The organism is Enterovibrio nigricans DSM 22720, assembly GCF_900167155.1.
In the GTDB taxonomy this organism is placed as follows: Bacteria; Pseudomonadota; Gammaproteobacteria; order Enterobacterales; family Vibrionaceae; genus Enterovibrio; species Enterovibrio nigricans.
In genome coordinates this window covers 605-16,284 of record NZ_FUXU01000083.1, presented here as the reverse complement: position 1 = coordinate 16,284, position 15,680 = coordinate 605, and the positions used below count along the sequence as shown (strand labels likewise).

At 48.1% G+C, this 15,680-nt stretch carries 30 protein-coding genes; all 30 read left to right on the top strand.

Annotated elements, in window-relative coordinates:
* Positions 1 to 940, top strand: a 940-nt coding sequence (tuf, locus tag B5D35_RS19545) for an elongation factor Tu (protein WP_078754174.1), incomplete at its 5' end; no start/stop codon positions are given.
* Positions 941 to 1,151: 211 nt separating this feature from the next.
* A complete protein-coding gene (locus B5D35_RS19540) occupies positions 1,152 to 1,385 on the top strand; it encodes a (2Fe-2S)-binding protein (protein ID WP_078754173.1) in 234 nt (77 codons plus the stop codon).
* A gap of 472 nt (positions 1,386 to 1,857) precedes the next feature.
* Positions 1,858 to 2,169, top strand: coding sequence for a 30S ribosomal protein S10 (rpsJ, locus tag B5D35_RS19535; RefSeq protein WP_067418532.1), 312 nt, complete (start codon positions 1,858 to 1,860; stop codon positions 2,167 to 2,169).
* A gap of 14 nt (positions 2,170 to 2,183) precedes the next feature.
* The gene (gene rplC, locus B5D35_RS19530) at positions 2,184 to 2,813 is read left to right on the top strand and encodes a 50S ribosomal protein L3 (RefSeq protein WP_054780642.1); all 630 of its coding nucleotides are present in this window, start codon (positions 2,184 to 2,186) and stop codon (positions 2,811 to 2,813) included.
* A 16-nt stretch (positions 2,814 to 2,829) separates the two neighbouring features.
* A complete protein-coding gene (gene rplD, locus B5D35_RS19525; protein ID WP_078754172.1) occupies positions 2,830 to 3,432 on the top strand; it encodes a 50S ribosomal protein L4 in 603 nt (200 codons plus the stop codon).
* Complete coding sequence (gene rplW / locus B5D35_RS19520; RefSeq protein WP_078754171.1) at positions 3,429 to 3,731, top strand: 50S ribosomal protein L23; 303 nt, start codon at positions 3,429 to 3,431, stop codon at positions 3,729 to 3,731. The genes rplD and rplW overlap by 4 nt, the downstream gene beginning before the upstream one ends.
* A gap of 18 nt (positions 3,732 to 3,749) precedes the next feature.
* The gene (gene rplB / locus B5D35_RS19515; protein ID WP_078754170.1) at positions 3,750 to 4,574 is read left to right on the top strand and encodes a 50S ribosomal protein L2; all 825 of its coding nucleotides are present in this window, start codon (positions 3,750 to 3,752) and stop codon (positions 4,572 to 4,574) included.
* Between the two features lie 18 nt (positions 4,575 to 4,592).
* Complete coding sequence (gene rpsS / locus B5D35_RS19510) at positions 4,593 to 4,871, top strand: 30S ribosomal protein S19 (protein WP_046306435.1); 279 nt, start codon at positions 4,593 to 4,595, stop codon at positions 4,869 to 4,871.
* Between the two features lie 11 nt (positions 4,872 to 4,882).
* On the top strand, positions 4,883 to 5,215 hold the full coding sequence (gene rplV / locus B5D35_RS19505; protein WP_067418541.1) for a 50S ribosomal protein L22: 333 nt from the start codon (positions 4,883 to 4,885) through the stop codon (positions 5,213 to 5,215).
* Positions 5,216 to 5,234: 19 nt separating this feature from the next.
* A complete protein-coding gene (gene rpsC / locus B5D35_RS19500; protein WP_078754169.1) occupies positions 5,235 to 5,924 on the top strand; it encodes a 30S ribosomal protein S3 in 690 nt (229 codons plus the stop codon).
* 11 nt (positions 5,925 to 5,935) lie between these two features.
* Positions 5,936 to 6,346, top strand: a complete 411-nt coding sequence (gene rplP, locus B5D35_RS19495; RefSeq protein ID WP_078754168.1) for a 50S ribosomal protein L16 — start codon at positions 5,936 to 5,938, stop codon at positions 6,344 to 6,346.
* Positions 6,346 to 6,537: a 50S ribosomal protein L29 gene (rpmC, locus tag B5D35_RS19490; protein WP_028024650.1), complete on the top strand. Its 192-nt coding sequence runs from the start codon at positions 6,346 to 6,348 to the stop codon at positions 6,535 to 6,537. The genes rplP and rpmC overlap by 1 nt, the downstream gene beginning before the upstream one ends.
* The gene (gene rpsQ, locus B5D35_RS19485; RefSeq protein ID WP_078754167.1) at positions 6,537 to 6,791 is read left to right on the top strand and encodes a 30S ribosomal protein S17; all 255 of its coding nucleotides are present in this window, start codon (positions 6,537 to 6,539) and stop codon (positions 6,789 to 6,791) included. The genes rpmC and rpsQ overlap by 1 nt, the downstream gene beginning before the upstream one ends.
* A 160-nt stretch (positions 6,792 to 6,951) precedes the next feature.
* Entirely contained in the window at positions 6,952 to 7,323 is a 372-nt protein-coding gene (rplN, locus tag B5D35_RS19480; protein WP_067418550.1) for a 50S ribosomal protein L14, read from the top strand.
* Positions 7,324 to 7,335: 12 nt separating this feature from the next.
* Positions 7,336 to 7,647, top strand: a complete 312-nt coding sequence (gene rplX / locus B5D35_RS19475; protein WP_078754166.1) for a 50S ribosomal protein L24 — start codon at positions 7,336 to 7,338, stop codon at positions 7,645 to 7,647.
* A 21-nt stretch (positions 7,648 to 7,668) separates the two neighbouring features.
* Positions 7,669 to 8,208 carry a 50S ribosomal protein L5 gene (gene rplE / locus B5D35_RS19470; RefSeq protein ID WP_078754165.1) on the top strand — a complete coding sequence of 180 codons (540 nt, stop codon included), beginning with the start codon at positions 7,669 to 7,671 and terminating at the stop codon, positions 8,206 to 8,208.
* 17 nt (positions 8,209 to 8,225) lie between these two features.
* The gene (rpsN, locus tag B5D35_RS19465; protein WP_078754164.1) at positions 8,226 to 8,531 is read left to right on the top strand and encodes a 30S ribosomal protein S14; all 306 of its coding nucleotides are present in this window, start codon (positions 8,226 to 8,228) and stop codon (positions 8,529 to 8,531) included.
* A 23-nt stretch (positions 8,532 to 8,554) separates the two neighbouring features.
* Positions 8,555 to 8,947 carry a 30S ribosomal protein S8 gene (gene rpsH / locus B5D35_RS19460; RefSeq protein WP_078754163.1) on the top strand — a complete coding sequence of 131 codons (393 nt, stop codon included), beginning with the start codon at positions 8,555 to 8,557 and terminating at the stop codon, positions 8,945 to 8,947.
* Between the two features lie 10 nt (positions 8,948 to 8,957).
* Positions 8,958 to 9,491, top strand: a complete 534-nt coding sequence (rplF, locus tag B5D35_RS19455; protein WP_078754162.1) for a 50S ribosomal protein L6 — start codon at positions 8,958 to 8,960, stop codon at positions 9,489 to 9,491.
* Between the two features lie 9 nt (positions 9,492 to 9,500).
* Positions 9,501 to 9,854, top strand: coding sequence for a 50S ribosomal protein L18 (gene rplR, locus B5D35_RS19450; protein ID WP_078754161.1), 354 nt, complete (start codon positions 9,501 to 9,503; stop codon positions 9,852 to 9,854).
* 13 nt (positions 9,855 to 9,867) lie between these two features.
* Positions 9,868 to 10,365, top strand: a complete 498-nt coding sequence (rpsE, locus tag B5D35_RS19445) for a 30S ribosomal protein S5 (protein WP_028024642.1) — start codon at positions 9,868 to 9,870, stop codon at positions 10,363 to 10,365.
* Positions 10,366 to 10,371: 6 nt separating this feature from the next.
* The gene (gene rpmD / locus B5D35_RS19440; protein WP_002541431.1) at positions 10,372 to 10,551 is read left to right on the top strand and encodes a 50S ribosomal protein L30; all 180 of its coding nucleotides are present in this window, start codon (positions 10,372 to 10,374) and stop codon (positions 10,549 to 10,551) included.
* Between the two features lie 5 nt (positions 10,552 to 10,556).
* A complete protein-coding gene (gene rplO / locus B5D35_RS19435) occupies positions 10,557 to 10,991 on the top strand; it encodes a 50S ribosomal protein L15 (protein WP_074928856.1) in 435 nt (144 codons plus the stop codon).
* Between the two features lie 22 nt (positions 10,992 to 11,013).
* Complete coding sequence (secY, locus tag B5D35_RS19430) at positions 11,014 to 12,339, top strand: preprotein translocase subunit SecY (RefSeq protein WP_078754160.1); 1,326 nt, start codon at positions 11,014 to 11,016, stop codon at positions 12,337 to 12,339.
* A 26-nt stretch (positions 12,340 to 12,365) separates the two neighbouring features.
* Positions 12,366 to 12,479, top strand: coding sequence for a 50S ribosomal protein L36 (gene rpmJ, locus B5D35_RS19425; protein ID WP_000868186.1), 114 nt, complete (start codon positions 12,366 to 12,368; stop codon positions 12,477 to 12,479).
* A gap of 147 nt (positions 12,480 to 12,626) precedes the next feature.
* On the top strand, positions 12,627 to 12,983 hold the full coding sequence (gene rpsM, locus B5D35_RS19420; protein ID WP_078754159.1) for a 30S ribosomal protein S13: 357 nt from the start codon (positions 12,627 to 12,629) through the stop codon (positions 12,981 to 12,983).
* A 15-nt stretch (positions 12,984 to 12,998) separates the two neighbouring features.
* Positions 12,999 to 13,388 (top strand): 30S ribosomal protein S11, encoded by a 390-nt coding sequence (gene rpsK, locus B5D35_RS19415; protein ID WP_002541534.1) that lies wholly within the window; start codon positions 12,999 to 13,001, stop codon positions 13,386 to 13,388.
* Positions 13,389 to 13,418: 30 nt separating this feature from the next.
* Positions 13,419 to 14,039 carry a 30S ribosomal protein S4 gene (rpsD, locus tag B5D35_RS19410; RefSeq protein WP_078754158.1) on the top strand — a complete coding sequence of 207 codons (621 nt, stop codon included), beginning with the start codon at positions 13,419 to 13,421 and terminating at the stop codon, positions 14,037 to 14,039.
* A 23-nt stretch (positions 14,040 to 14,062) separates the two neighbouring features.
* Positions 14,063 to 15,052, top strand: a complete 990-nt coding sequence (locus tag B5D35_RS19405; protein WP_002541536.1) for a DNA-directed RNA polymerase subunit alpha — start codon at positions 14,063 to 14,065, stop codon at positions 15,050 to 15,052.
* A 35-nt stretch (positions 15,053 to 15,087) separates the two neighbouring features.
* A complete protein-coding gene (gene rplQ / locus B5D35_RS19400) occupies positions 15,088 to 15,474 on the top strand; it encodes a 50S ribosomal protein L17 (RefSeq protein WP_078754157.1) in 387 nt (128 codons plus the stop codon).
* Positions 15,475 to 15,680 lie beyond the last annotated feature (206 nt).

Genomic DNA, 15,680 nt, shown 5'->3' with positions numbered 1-15,680 from the left:
CCCAGGACACGCTGACTATGTTAAAAACATGATCACCGGTGCTGCGCAAATGGACGGCGGTATCCTGGTTGTTGCGGCAACTGATGGTCCAATGCCACAAACGCGTGAGCACATCCTGCTGGGTCGCCAGGTTGGTATTCCTTACATCATCGTGTTCATGAACAAGTGTGACATGGTTGATGATGAAGAGCTTCTGGAACTGGTAGAGATGGAAGTTCGTGAACTTCTTTCTGAGTACGATTTCCCAGGTGATGATTGCCCAGTAATTCAAGGTTCTGCACTGGGTGCACTGAACGGCGAAGAGCAGTGGGAAGCGAAAGTAATCGAACTGGCTGAAGCACTGGATTCTTACATCCCAGAGCCAGAGCGTGCGATCGACCGTCCGTTCATCCTGCCAATCGAAGACGTATTCTCAATCCAAGGCCGTGGTACAGTTGTAACTGGTCGTGTTGAGCAAGGTATCGTTCGCGTAGGTGACGAAGTTGCAATCGTTGGTATCGTAGACACCATCACCACTACTTGTACTGGTGTTGAGATGTTCCGTAAGCTTCTTGACGAAGGTCGTGCAGGTGAGAACGTTGGTGTTCTTCTGCGTGGTACTAAGCGTGACGAAGTACAACGTGGTCAAGTACTGGCGAAGCCAGGTTCAATCACTCCACACACTACTTTCACTTCAGAAATCTACGTTCTGTCGAAAGATGAAGGCGGCCGTCATACTCCGTTCTTCAAAGGCTACCGTCCACAGTTCTACTTCCGTACAACTGACGTGACCGGTACTATCGAACTGCCAGAAGGCGTTGAGATGGTAATGCCTGGTGATAACGTTTCTATGACTGTAACTCTGATCGCGCCAATCGCGATGGACGAAGGTCTACGTTTCGCTATCCGTGAAGGTGGCCGTACTGTAGGTGCGGGTGTTGTTGCTAAAATCATCGCTTAATTTTAAGCTTTGACAGCACAATGCTAGAAAAAGGACGCTTCGGCGTCCTTTTTTATGTCTGCGATTTGTCGTTCTTCCCATTTGTTTTTCTGTCCTCCGTGAACCCGCCATCAAATTATTTCCAATGTATTGTTGACTGAACGATAGCATTGGTAATGCTAACTATTATCGTTTATATTTCTCTTTAGTTGCTTTTACTGTGAGAGTGAATATGTACGTTTGCGTATGTCATGGGATTTCAGACAAGACGTTGAGAAAACTTGCGCACGAGCAGGGGATGACGGATATCAAAGAGATCCGTAAAGTCACCCCACTTGGCTCGCAATGCGGAAAGTGTGTTCGAACCGCGAAAAAAATCCTACAAGAAGCCGTGCCAAGGACAATGCTCAAGCACTCAGCTAACCTCCGCGCTAAACTAATTTCGAACAAAGCGGCCTATTTATGAGGCCGCTTTGTTCGTTATTAGACTTATACGACGTTATGCTTTTGCGGTTTATCGAGGGCTCCCATCTTAGACATTTGAGAGCAACAGTAAATGATGTCAGTGGAGAGGTGTTACGCGTTATTCGTGAAAACAAAGGGCTAGAGAGTGAGTAAAAATAAACCATGACTAATTTTTGAACGCCACTTGCAAAGCGAATTGTGATCTGTATAATGCGCTCCACTGCCTGAGATATTAAGTTCTCATGTTTGCAGTTGTGAACCAATGAGCACAGGAGGAAGACCCGTTGTTGTAGGCTCTGCCTAACGAGGTCGGTAATGTAAACTCCGCTTATGTTCGCAGCCATATTTCAATGGCTGACAATGTATCAGATTTTGATACTACGGTTTCACATAAATCAATCGGCATTCCCTTATCTTGATAAGGTTGAGTGGCGATATTGTTTGTGTAATTTTTTAATTTGGAGCTCTGTCTAATGCAGAACCAACGTATCCGTATCCGCCTGAAGGCTTTCGATCATCGTTTGATCGACCAGTCTACTGCGGAAATCGTTGAAACCGCTAAGCGCACTGGTGCGCAGGTACGTGGTCCAATCCCACTACCAACTCGTAAAGAGCGCTTCACCGTTCTTATCTCTCCGCACGTAAACAAATCTGCGCGTGACCAGTACGAAATTCGTACTCACAAGCGCCTGATCGACATCGTTGAGCCAACAGATAAAACTGTTGACGCTCTGATGCGTCTTGACCTTGCTGCGGGCGTTGATGTTCAAATCAGCCTAGGTTAAGAGGGGAGTTAATAATGATTGGTCTAGTCGGTCGTAAAGTAGGTATGACTCGCATCTTCACTGAAGAAGGCGTTTCTATCCCTGTTACCGTTGTAGAAGTAGAAACTAACCGTGTTACTCAGGTACGTACTCCTGAAGTAGATGGTTACTCTGCTATCCAAGTAACTTCAGGCGTGAAGAAAGCAAGCCGCGTTACTAAACCAGAAGCTGGTCACTTTGCGAAAGCAGGTGTAGAAGCTGGTCGTGGTCTGTGGGAATTCCGTTTGGAAAGTGGTGAAGAGTTCGAAGTTGGCGCTGAGCTAAACGTAGATCTGTTTGCTGAAATCAAGAAAGTAGACGTTACTGGCACATCTAAAGGTAAGGGCTTCCAAGGCGCTGTTAAGCGTTGGAACTTCCGTACTCAAGATATGACCCACGGTAACTCTTTGTCTCATCGTGCTCCGGGTTCAATTGGCCAATGTCAAACTCCAGGTCGCGTATTCAAAGGCAAAAAAATGGCAGGTCACATGGGTGCTGAGCAGGTAACTACTCAAAACCTTGAGATCGTACGTGTTGACGCTGAGCGCAAGCTGCTACTTATTAAAGGTGCAGTTCCTGGTGCGACTGGCAGCAACGTGATCGTTAAACCAGCCGTTAAAGCGTAACGTCGAGGAGATAGTAATGGAATTGGTAGTAAAAGGCGCTGAAGCGCTGACTGTTTCCGACACTACCTTCGGGCGTGAGTTCAACGAAGCTCTGGTTCACCAAGTAGTTGTTGCATATGCAGCTGGTGCCCGTCAAGGTACTCGTGCGCAGAAGACTCGTTCAGACGTATCCGGTGGCGGTGCTAAGCCATGGCGTCAGAAGGGTACTGGTCGCGCCCGTGCAGGTACAATCCGTAGCCCACTGTGGCGTTCGGGTGGTGTAACTTTCGCAGCTCGTCCTCAGGACCACAGCCAGAAAGTTAACAAGAAAATGTACCGTGGTGCTCTGAAAAGCATTCTTTCTGAGCTAGTTCGTCAAGATCGTCTGATCGTTGTTGACAACTTCTCAGTTGAAGCACCTAAAACAAAAGAGCTGATCGCCAAGCTGAAAGAGCTTGAGCTGACAGAAGCTCTGATCGTAACTGCAGAAGTTGATGAGAATCTGTTCCTTGCGGCACGCAACCTGTACAAGGTTGACGTTCGTGACGCAGCAGGCATCGACCCAGTTAGCCTGATCGCTTTCGACAAAATCGTTATGACTGCAGCTGCAGTTAAACAAGTTGAGGAGATGCTGGGATGATCACTGAAGAGCGTATTCTTAAAGTTCTGCGTGCTCCGCACATCTCTGAAAAAGCAACCATGGCTGCTGAAAACGGTAACACTATCGTTTTCAAAGTAGCGATGACTGCAACTAAGAAAGAGATCAAAGCAGCAGTTGAGAAACTGTTCGAAGTTGAAGTTAAGTCTGTAAATACCCTTATCGTTAAGGGTAAGACCAAACGTCAAGGTATGCGCCAAGGCCGTCGTTCAGACGTGAAGAAAGCGTATGTAATCTTGAAAGAAGGTCAAGACATCGACTTCGCTGGCGGCGCTGAGTAAGACGGAGGAGTATAAAAAATGGCAATTGTTAAATGTAAGCCTACTTCACCGGGTCGTCGTCACGTCGTTAAAGTTGTTAACGCTGACCTGTACAAAGGTAAGCCTTACGCGCCACTACTAGAGAAAAACTCTAAGTCTGGTGGTCGTAACAACAACGGTCGTATCACAGTACGTCACATCGGTGGTGGTCATAAGCAACACTACCGTTTGATTGACTTCAAACGTACTAAAGACGGCATCCCAGCGAAAGTTGAGCGTCTAGAATACGATCCAAACCGTAGCGCGAACATTGCACTAGTACTGTACGCAGACGGTGAGCGTCGTTACATCATTGCACCTAAAGGCATGAAAGCTGGTGACCAGATTCAATCTGGCGCAGATACTGCGATCAAAGCGGGTAACACCCTGCCAATGCGCAACATCCCAGTAGGTTCTACTGTTCACTGTGTTGAACTGAAGCCTGGTAAAGGTGCACAGCTGGCTCGTTCAGCTGGTGCATACGCACAAATCGTTGCACGCGATGGCGCATACGTGACCATCCGTCTACGTTCTGGCGAAATGCGTAAGGTTCTTTCTGAAGGTCGTGCGACCATCGGTGAAGTTGGTAACGCAGAACACATGCTGCGTGAACTGGGTAAAGCTGGTGCAACTCGTTGGAAGGGCGTTCGTCCTACCGTACGTGGTGTAGCAATGAACCCAGTGGATCACCCACACGGTGGTGGTGAAGGTCGCACATCTGGCGGTCGTCACCCAGTATCACCTTGGGGTATGCCAACTAAGGGCTTCAAAACCCGTAAGAACAAACGTACCGACAAGTACATCGTACGTCGTCGTAACAAGTAATTTTAAAGAGGATACGCCATGCCACGTTCTCTCAAGAAAGGTCCATTTATTGACCTGCACTTGCTGAAGAAGGTAGAGAAAGCGTTGGAAAGCGGTGACAAAAAGCCTGTTAAGACTTGGTCCCGTCGTTCAATGATCATCCCTCAGATGATCGGTTTGACCATCGCTGTCCATAATGGTCGTCAGCATGTACCTGTTTTCATCACTGATGAAATGATCGGTCACAAGCTGGGCGAATTTGCACCAACACGTACTTATCGCGGCCACGCTGCTGATAAGAAAGCTAAGAAGCGTTAAGGGGTTAAGAAATGGAAGCTATTGCTAAACATCGCTTTGCTCGTATCTCGCCTCAGAAAGCACGTTTGGTTGCAGACCAAGTGCGCGGTAAAAACGTTGCACAAGCTCTGGAAATTCTGACGTTCAGCGACAAAAAAGCTGCTGATCTGATCAAAAAAGTCCTGGAGTCTGCTATTGCAAACGCCGAGCATAACGAAGGCGCAGACATCGATGAGTTGTCTGTAGCGAAAATCTTCGTTGACGAAGGCCCAGTCATGAAGCGCATCATGCCTCGTGCAAAAGGCCGTGCCGATCGCATCTTGAAGCGTTCTAGCCACATCACTGTTGTTGTAGCAGACCGCTAAGAGACGAGGAGAGAAAGCAATGGGTCAAAAAGTACATCCTAATGGTATTCGTCTTGGCATCTGTAAGCCTTGGAATTCCACTTGGTTTGCTAACAGCCAAGATTTCGCTGACAACCTAGACGGCGACTTTAAGGTACGTCAGTTCCTGATCAAGGAACTGTCTAAAGCATCTGTATCTCGCATCGTTATCGAGCGTCCTGCGAAGAGCATCCGTGTGACTATTCACACAGCTCGTCCAGGCGTTGTTATCGGTAAGAAAGGCGAAGACGTAGAAAAACTGCGCGCTCGCGTTGCTCAGTTGGCAGGTGTTCCTGCTCAAATCAACATCTCAGAAGTACGCAAGCCTGAGCTTGACGCACAACTGGTTGGTGATAGCATCGCGTCTCAGCTAGAGCGTCGTGTTATGTTCCGTCGTGCTATGAAGCGCGCGGTTCAGAACGCAATGCGTCTGGGTGCTAAGGGTATCAAAGTGGAAGTAAGCGGCCGTCTTGGCGGTGCTGAAATCGCTCGTACCGAGTGGTACCGTGAAGGTCGTGTGCCATTGCACACACTTCGCGCTGACATTGATTACGCAACTTCTTCGGCTCACACCACTTACGGTGTAATTGGTATTAAAGTTTGGATCTTCAAAGGTGAAGTTCTGGGCGGCATGCCAGTAGCAGAGCCACAGGCTGAGAAGCCTAAGAAGCAGCGTAAAGGCCGTAAGTAAGGAGTCTATCGATGCTTCAACCAAAACGTACTAAGTTCCGCAAGGCCTTTAAAGGCCGTAACCGCGGTCTTGCTGCAGGTACTGACGTAAGCTTCGGTACCTTCGGCCTTAAAGCTGTTGGTCGTGGTCGTATCACTGCGCGTCAGATCGAAGCGGCACGTCGTGCAATGACTCGTCACATTAAGCGTCAGGGTCAAATCTGGATCCGTGTGTTCCCAGACAAACCAATCACGACTAAACCTCTGGAAGTTCGTCAGGGTAAAGGTAAGGGTTCTGTAAGCTACTGGGTAGCACAAATCCAACCAGGTAAAGTCCTGTACGAGATGGATGGTGTTTCTGAAAGTCTAGCTCGTGAAGCATTTGATCTTGCTGCACGTAAGCTACCAATCAAAACCACTTTCGTAACTAAGGCGGTGATGTGATGAAAGCACAAGAACTTCGCGAAAAGAGCGTAGAGCAGCTGAACGAAGAACTGCTGGGTCTGCTGCGTGAGCAATTCAACCTGCGCATGCAAGCGGCTACTGGCCAACTTCAGCAAACTCACACTCTGAAGACTGTTCGTCGCGATATCGCACGTGTTAAAACCGTTCTGAACCAGAAGGGCAACGCATAATGAGCGACAAAATCCGTACTCAACAAGGCCGTGTAGTTAGCGACAAAGGCGATAAGTCTATCGTTGTTGCTATTGAGCGTCAGGTGAAACACCCAATCTACGGTAAGTTCATCAAGCGCACAACTAAGCTGCATGCACACGACGAAAACAACGAATGCGCTCAAGGCGATACCGTTGAGATTCGTGAGTGTCGTCCACTGTCTAAGACTAAGTCTTGGACTCTGGTACGCGTAGTTGAGAAAGCACGCCTGTAAGGTTTGCTTTCCAACGGTAAAAAATCCAACGGCTCCTGATTTGGAGCCGTTTATTTTTTATCTATCCATCTTCAAAAAATAGTGTTATTATTCGCCGCCCTTGTAATGAGGCAGCCCGACCCGAGATGGGTCTAGATGTAATAACAGCGGAGCACTAACAATGATCCAAATGCAAAGTATGCTGGATGCAGCCGATAACTCCGGCGCTCGCAGTGTAATGTGTATTAAGGTGCTGGGTGGTTCCCACCGTCGCTACGCCCACATCGGCGATGTCATCAAAGTTACCGTTAAAGATGCAATTCCACGCGGTAAAGTTAAAAAAGGTGATGTCCTGAAGGCGGTTGTAGTTCGCACCCGTAAAGGCGTTCGTCGTCCAGACGGCTCTGTCATTCGCTTCGACCGTAATGCTTGCGTACTGTTGAACAACACTACTGAGCAGCCAATCGGTACTCGTATCTTTGGCCCTGTGACACGTGAGCTTCGTGGCGATAAGTTCATGAAGATTGTGTCTCTGGCGCCAGAAGTTCTGTAAGGAGCGGTTAATATGGCAGCTAAAATCCGTCGTAATGACGAGGTTATCGTTCTTGTCGGTAAAGACAAAGGCAAGAAAGGTAAAGTAACTAAGGTTCTGACAACTGGTAAAGTTATCGTTGAAGGTATCAACCTAGTTAAGAAACACCAGAAGCCGGTACCGGCTATGGGCATCCAAGGCGGCATCGTAGAAAAAGAAGCTGCAATGGACGTTTCTAACGTGGCTATCTACAACGCGGCAACTGGTAAAGCGGACCGTGTAGGCTTCCGATTCGAAGACGGCAAAAAAATCCGTTTCTTCAAATCGAATGGCGAAACTATTTAAGTAATTCTGGAGTAGTACACTATGGCGAAACTGCATGATTACTACAAAGAGACTGTTGTAAAAGAGCTTGCTGAAAAGTTCGAATACAAGAGTATCATGCAAGTCCCAAGGATCGAAAAGATCACCCTGAACATGGGTGTGGGCGAAGCAATCAACGACAAGAAACTGCTTGAGAACGCAGCATCTGACCTGGCTACAATTACAGGTCAAAAGCCGCTGATCACTAAAGCACGTAAATCTGTTGCTGGCTTCAAGATCCGTGAGGGCTACCCAATTGGCTGTAAAGTAACCCTGCGTGGCGAGCGTATGTGGGATTTTATGGAGCGTTTGATTTCTATCGCTCTTCCACGTGTGCGTGACTTCCGTGGCGTTAGCTCGAAATCTTTCGACGGCCGCGGTAACTATAGCATGGGCGTTCGTGAGCAAATCATCTTCCCAGAGATCGACTACGACAAAGTAGATCGTATCCGTGGTCTTGATATTACTATCACGACTACCGCGGCGACTGATGAGGAAGGTCAAGCTCTGCTGGCTGCCTTTAACTTCCCATTCCGTAAGTAAGGTGAAGGGTTACTGTAATGGCTAAGCAATCAATGAAAGCGCGCGAAGTAAAACGCGCGAAGCTGGTAGCAAAGTTCGCTGAGAAGCGCGCTGCATTTAAAGCTATCATCAAAAACGTTAACGCGTCTGAAGAAGAGCGTTGGGATGCAGTCCTAAAGCTTCAATCTCTACCGCGTGATTCTGCCAAGTCTCGTCAGCGTAACCGCTGTAACCAGACTGGTCGTCCACATGGCTACCTACGCAAATTCGGCCTTAGCCGAATCAAGGTTCGTGAAGCTTGCATGAAAGGCGAGATTCCGGGTCTGCGTAAGGCGAGCTGGTAATTGAATCACGGGAGTAAAGACTTATGAGCATGCAAGATCCGATCTCGGATATGCTGACCCGCATCCGCAACGGTCAGGCAGCAACTAAAGTTGCTGTTAAGATGCCTTCGTCAAAGCTGAAAGTGGCAATTGCTGAGCTACTTAAAGCTGAAGGTTATGTGGCTGACTACGCTGTTTCTGGCGAAGTTAAGCCAGAGCTTGAAGTTACTCTAAAGTACTTCGAAGCCAACCCAGTTATCGAGCAAATCCAACGTGTAAGCCGTCCAGGTCTGCGCATCTATAAGAAAAAAGATGCACTGCCTTCTGTAATGGGTGGTCTGGGTATTGCTGTAGTATCAACGTCTAAAGGTTTGATGACCGACCGTGCAGCTCGCAAAGCGGGCCTGGGCGGCGAAATCATCTGCTACGTAGCGTAAGGAGTAGGAAATGTCTCGTGTTGCAAAAGCACCCGTAGTAATTCCTGCCGGCGTAGAGGTGAAACTGAACGGTCAGGAAATCACTGTTAAAGGTAGCAAGGGCGAATTGTCTCGTGTTATCAATAACGCAGTGGAACTAAGCCTAGAAGACAACGCTGTGACGTTTACGCCACGTGAAGGTATCGTTAAAGCTAACGCTCAAGCGGGTACTGCACGTGCACTAGTAAACAACATGGTTGTTGGTGTTACTGAAGGCTTTACCAAGAAACTGATCCTGAAAGGTGTTGGTTACCGTGCGGCAATCAAGGGTAATGCAGTAGCTCTGACTCTGGGCTTCTCTCACCCTGTTGAGCACGATCTGCCTGCAGGCATCAAAGCAGAATGCCCAAGCCAAACTGAGATTGTTCTGACTGGTACAGACAAGCAACAGATTGGCCAAGTAGCTGCTGACATCCGCGCATACCGTCAACCTGAGCCTTACAAAGGCAAAGGTATTCGTTACTCTGACGAAGTCGTGCGTACTAAAGAAGCTAAGAAGAAGTAAGGTAACACTATGGATAAGAAAATTGCTCGTATCCGTCGTGCGACCCGAGCGCGTCGCAAGATTGCTGAACTGGGTGCGACTCGCCTAGTGATACACCGCTCTCCACGTCACGTGTACGCACAGGTTATCGCAGCTAATGGCTCCGAAGTTATCGCAGCTGCTTCTACCGTAGAAAAAGCGATCCGTGAGCAAGTAAAAGGCACCGGTAATAAAGACGCTGCTGCAGTTGTAGGTAAAGCTATTGCTGAGCGTGCGCTGGAAAAAGGCATCGTAACTGTTGCTTTTGACCGCTCCGGTTTCCAATACCACGGCCGTGTGGCTGCACTAGCAGATGCTGCTCGTGAAGCTGGTCTGAAATTCTAAGGTAGGCGGAAAGATGGCTAACGAAAAACAACAAAGTGATTTGCAAGAGAAGCTGATCGCAGTTAACCGTGTTTCTAAAACGGTTAAAGGTGGTCGCATCTTCAGCTTCACCGCTCTTACTGTAGTTGGTGATGGCAATGGTCGCGTAGGTTTCGGTTACGGTAAAGCCCGTGAAGTACCTGCTGCTATCCAAAAATCAATGGAAAAAGCGCGTCGTAACATGGTTACTATCGCGCTGAACGACGGTACTCTGCACCACGCTGTTAAAGGTCGCCACACTGGTTCTAAAGTGTACATGCAACCTGCTTCAGAAGGTACGGGTATCATCGCCGGTGGTGCGATGCGTGCGGTTCTAGAAGTTGCGGGTGTTCGCAACGTTCTGGCGAAAGCATACGGTTCTACTAACCCAATCAACATCGTTCGTGCAACGATTGATGGTTTGGGTGGTATGAAGTCTCCAGAAATGGTTGCTGCTAAGCGTGGCATGCCAGTAAACGAAATTCTGGGGTAATTCGACATGGCTAAAACTATCAAAGTAACTCAGACACGTAGCTCAATCGGTCGTTTGCCGAAACATAAAGCTACACTGCGTGGCTTGGGCCTACGTCGCATCAACCACACTGTTGAGCTTGAAGATACTGCTTGCGTACGCGGCATGATCAATCAAGTTTACTACATGGTTAAAGTGGAGGAGTAATCACAATGCGTCTGAATACTCTATCTCCGGCTGCGGGTTCTAAGCCTTCTAAGAAGCGCTTGGGTCGTGGTATCGGTTCAGGCCTGGGCAAAACTGGTGGCCGTGGTCACAAAGGTCAGAAATCACGTTCAGGTGGTTCTGTACGCCCAGGTTTCGAAGGCGGTCAAATGCCTTTGAAACAACGTCTGCCAAAATTTGGTTTTACTTCTCGTAAGAGCCTGACTGCAGCTGAAGTTCGCCTGAGCGAACTGGCGAAAGTTGAAGGTGACGTAGTAAGCCTTGAGACACTGAAAGCAGCAAATGTCATCACTAAAGACATCCGTACGGCGAAAATCGTACTGTCTGGTGAGATTGCGCGCTCAGTGACTGTGAAGGGTCTTCGCGTTACTAAAGGTGCTCAAGCTGCAATCGAAGCTGCAGGCGGTAAAATCGAGGAATAATTAGCTCGAGGACGAGGTACAGATGGCAAAACAACCAGGACAAAATTTTAAAAGTGCAAAAGGTGGACTTGCGGAGCTGAAAAGCCGTCTACTCTTTGTGGTAGGTGCGTTATTAGTATTCCGTGCCGGTTCTTTTGTGCCGATTCCTGGTATTGACGCTGCTGTACTTGCCGATCTGTTCGAACAGCAACAAGGGACCATCATTGAACTGTTTAACATGTTCTCTGGTGGTGCTCTTGAGCGTGCTTCTATCCTAGCACTGGGTATCATGCCGTATATTTCGGCATCGATTATTGTTCAGTTGCTTACGGTAGTTCATCCAGCCTTGGCTGAGTTGAAAAAGGAGGGGGAGTCTGGCCGTCGTAAGATTAGTCAGTACACCCGCTACGGTACGCTGGTATTGGCAACGTTCCAAGCGATTGGTATCGCGACGGGCCTGCCAAGTATGATCCAAGGCCTTGTGGTTAACCCTGGCTTTGGGTTCTACTTTACCGCTGTCGTGAGCTTGGTCACTGGTACCATGTTCTTGATGTGGTTAGGTGAGCAAATCACTGAGCGTGGAATCGGTAACGGTATCTCCATCATTATTTTTGCTGGTATCGTTGCAGGATTACCATCCGCTATCGGACAAACAGCCGAGCAAGCGCGTCAAGGTGAATTGCACGTGCTTCTTCTTCTGTTGATTGCGGTAATTGCTTTTGCTGTAATTGCGTTTGTAGTGTTTGTTGAACGTGGTCAACGTCGTATCGTCGTTAACTACGCGAAGCGTCAGCAAGGCCGTCGCGTCTTCGCTGCACAAAGCACTCACTTGCCATTGAAATTAAACATGGCAGGCGTGATTCCAGCGATTTTTGCATCAAGTATTATCCTGTTCCCAGGCACTTTGGCCCAATGGTTTGGACAGAGTGAACAGTTTGGGTGGCTTGCTGACGTGTCTTTGGCACTGAGCCCAGGTCAACCGCTGTATGTAATCCTTTATGCAGCAGCGATTATCTTTTTCTGTTTCTTCTACACGGCGTTGGTTTTCAACCCGCGTGAGACAGCAGACAATCTGAAGAAGTCTGGTGCATTCGTACCTGGTATTCGCCCGGGCGAGCAGACTGCAAAGTACATAGATAAAGTAATGACTCGACTAACCCTTGCGGGTGCGTTATATATCACCTTTATCTGTCTGATCCCCGAGTTCATGATGATTGCTTGGAATGTACGCTTTTATTTCGGCGGAACCTCCCTACTAATCGTAGTTGTAGTAATCATGGACTTTATGGCTCAAGTTCAGACACATCTGATGTCTCAACAATATGAGTCCGTGTTGAAGAAAGCCAATCTGAAAGGCTACGGCCGCTAACAGATTGACATTTACGGAGTTTAGCAATGAAAGTTCGTGCTTCCGTTAAGAAAATCTGCCGTAACTGTAAAGTGATCAAGCGCAACGGTGTCGTTCGCGTGATCTGCAGTGAGCCAAAGCACAAGCAGCGCCAAGGCTAATAGCAGAATATTTTTCTTGCAAAATTTAGGCAGGCTGGCTACATTAGCCAGCCCACCTTTTGTGTGTGCAAAAGAAGTGGTATAGCCGCTGCGTATCCTGAACGGGCTCTGCAGCGGTTCTTCTTGAAAAAGTACTAGGAGTGAATAGTGGCCCGTATTGCAGGCATTAACATTCCTGATCAGAAGCATGCTGTAATCGCACTTACTGCGATCTACGGTATCGGTAAAACCCGTTCAAAAGCTATCCTAGCTGAGACTGGTATTGCTGAAAGCATTAAGATCAGTGAACTAACTGAAGAGCAGATCGATCTACTGCGTGATGGCGTAGCCAAGTACACTGTAGAAGGTGATCTACGTCGTGAAGTTTCAATGAACATCAAGCGTCTTATGGACCTTGGCTGTTACCGCGGTTTGCGTCATCGTCGCAGCTTGCCACTACGTGGCCAGCGTACGAAGACCAACGCTCGTACCCGTAAGGGTCCGCGCAAACCGATCAAGAAATAATCGGGGTAGGGTACTATGGCTAAACAACCAAATCGCGCACGTAAACGCGTACGCAAGCAAGTTGCTGATGGCGTAGCGCATATCCATGCGTCTTTCAACAACACAATCGTAACCATTACTGACCGTCAAGGTAATGCTCTAGCATGGGCTACTGCAGGTGGTTCTGGTTTCCGTGGTTCTCGTAAATCCACTCCGTTCGCTGCACAGGTTGCTGCTGAGCGTTGTGGTGAAATGGCTAAAGAATATGGCCTGAAGAACCTGGAAGTTATGGTTAAGGGTCCTGGTCCAGGCCGTGAATCAACGATTCGCGCTCTGAACGCGGCTGGTTTCCGTATCACCAACATTGTTGATGCGACTCCAATCCCACATAACGGTTGTCGTCCACCTAAGAAACGTCGCGTATAACGCTGTTTCTTAGAATTCTGGAGAAAGATCATGGCAAGATATTTGGGTCCTAAGCTGAAGCTTAGCCGTCGCGAAGGTACTGACTTGTTCCTGAAGTCAGGCGTACGCGCGATTGATACCAAGTGTAAAATTGATAACGCCCCAGGTGTTCACGGCGCTCGTCGTGGCCGTCTGTCTGAATACGGCGTTCAGCTTCGTGAGAAGCAAAAAGTTCGTCGTATGTACGGCGTTCTGGAAAAACAATTCCGTAACTACTATAAAGATGCTGCACGCCTGAAAGGCAACACAGGTGAAAACCTGCTGCAACTTCTTGAAGGTCGTCTGGATAACGTAGTTTACCGCATGGGCTTTGGCGCAACTCGCGCAGAAGCACGTCAGCTGGTAAGCCACAAAGCGATCCTGGTTAACGGCAAAGTGGTTAACGTTCCTTCTTTCAACGTAACTGCCAACGATGTTGTTAGCATTCGTGAGAAAGCTAAGAACCAAGCTCGTATCAAAGCAGCACTTGAAATTGCTGGTCAACGCGAGCTACCAACTTGGATCGAAGTAGACAGCAACAAAATGGAAGGCACTTTCAAGCGTCTACCAGAGCGTTCAGATTTGTCTGCTGACATCAACGAACACCTGATCGTCGAGCTTTACTCTAAGTAAGGCTAAACTAAAGAGAGGACACAATGCAGGGTTCTGTAACAGAATTTCTTAAGCCGCGTCTAGTTGACATCGAACAAGTAAGCTCGACGCACGCAAAAGTAACTCTTGAGCCGCTAGAGCGTGGCTTTGGTCACACCCTAGGTAATGCTCTACGTCGCATCCTACTGTCGTCTATGCCTGGTTGCGCGGTGACTGAAGTAGAGATTGATGGCGTGTTGCACGAGTACAGCACCAAAGAGGGTGTACAGGAAGATATCCTGGAAATCCTGCTTAACCTTAAAGGCCTGGCCGTTAAGGTTGAGGGTAAAGATGAAGTAATCCTTACTCTGAATAAGTCTGGTGCAGGCCCTGTTGTTGCAGGCGACATCACCCATGATGGTGGTGTTGAGATTGCGAACCCAGAGCACGTAATCTGCCATCTGACTGATTCTAACGCTGAAATCAGCATGCGAATCAAGGTAGAGCGTGGTCGCGGCTACGTACCAGCGTCAGCACGTATTCATACTGAAGAAGACGAGCGTCCTATCGGCCGTCTGCTTGTCGATGCAACGTTCAGCCCAGTAGACCGTATTGCCTACAATGTAGAAGCAGCACGTGTTGAACAGCGTACGGATCTAGACAAGCTGGTTATCGATATGGAAACCAACGGTACGCTTGATCCTGAGGAAGCGATCCGTCGCGCAGCAACTATTCTTGCTGAGCAACTGGATGCATTCGTAGATCTACGTGATGTACGAGTTCCTGAAGAGAAAGAAGAGAAGCCAGAGTTCGATCCGATCCTACTGCGTCCTGTAGACGATCTTGAACTAACTGTTCGCTCTGCTAACTGTTTGAAAGCAGAAGCGATCCACTACATCGGTGATCTGGTACAGCGCACCGAGGTTGAGCTTCTTAAGACGCCTAACCTTGGTAAAAAGTCTTTGACTGAAATTAAAGACGTGTTGGCTTCACGTGGTTTGTCTCTGGGTATGCGCCTGGAAAACTGGCCGCCAGCATCAATCGCTGAAGATTAATCAGATTCTGATTACTTAGTTAGAAGGATTAGGTCATGCGCCATCGTAAGAGTGGTCGTCAACTCAATCGCAACAGCAGTCATCGCAAAGCGATGTTCAGCAACATGGCTAGCTCTCTGGTAACTCACGAAGTTATCAAAACAACTTTGCCTAAAGCAAAAGAGCTGCGCCGCGTAATTGAGCCATTGATTACACTAGCAAAGAACGACAGTGTTGCTAACCGTCGTCTTGCGTTCGCACGCACTCGTAACGACGAAGTTGTAGCGAAGCTGTTCAACGAACTGGGTCCACGTTTTGCCTCTCGTGCAGGCGGTTACATTCGCATTCTAAAATGCGGTGTTCGCGCCGGCGATAAAGCCCCTATGGCTTACATCGAGTTGGTAGATCGTCCAGAGACAGCTGCAGAAGAAGCAGCTGAGTAATCTCTCGGTCCGTTCGAATAAGAAGCCAGGCTTTTGCCTGGCTTTTTATTTATCTACCTTTTCATAAAGTGGCTTTTTCCAGATTCTTTCTCAATAGCACTTGACGTTGACATCGCTACAGAACAACCTTTCTACTTCTACTTCTACTTCTACTTCTACTTCTACTTCTACTTCTACTTCTACTTCTACTTCTACTTCTACTTCTA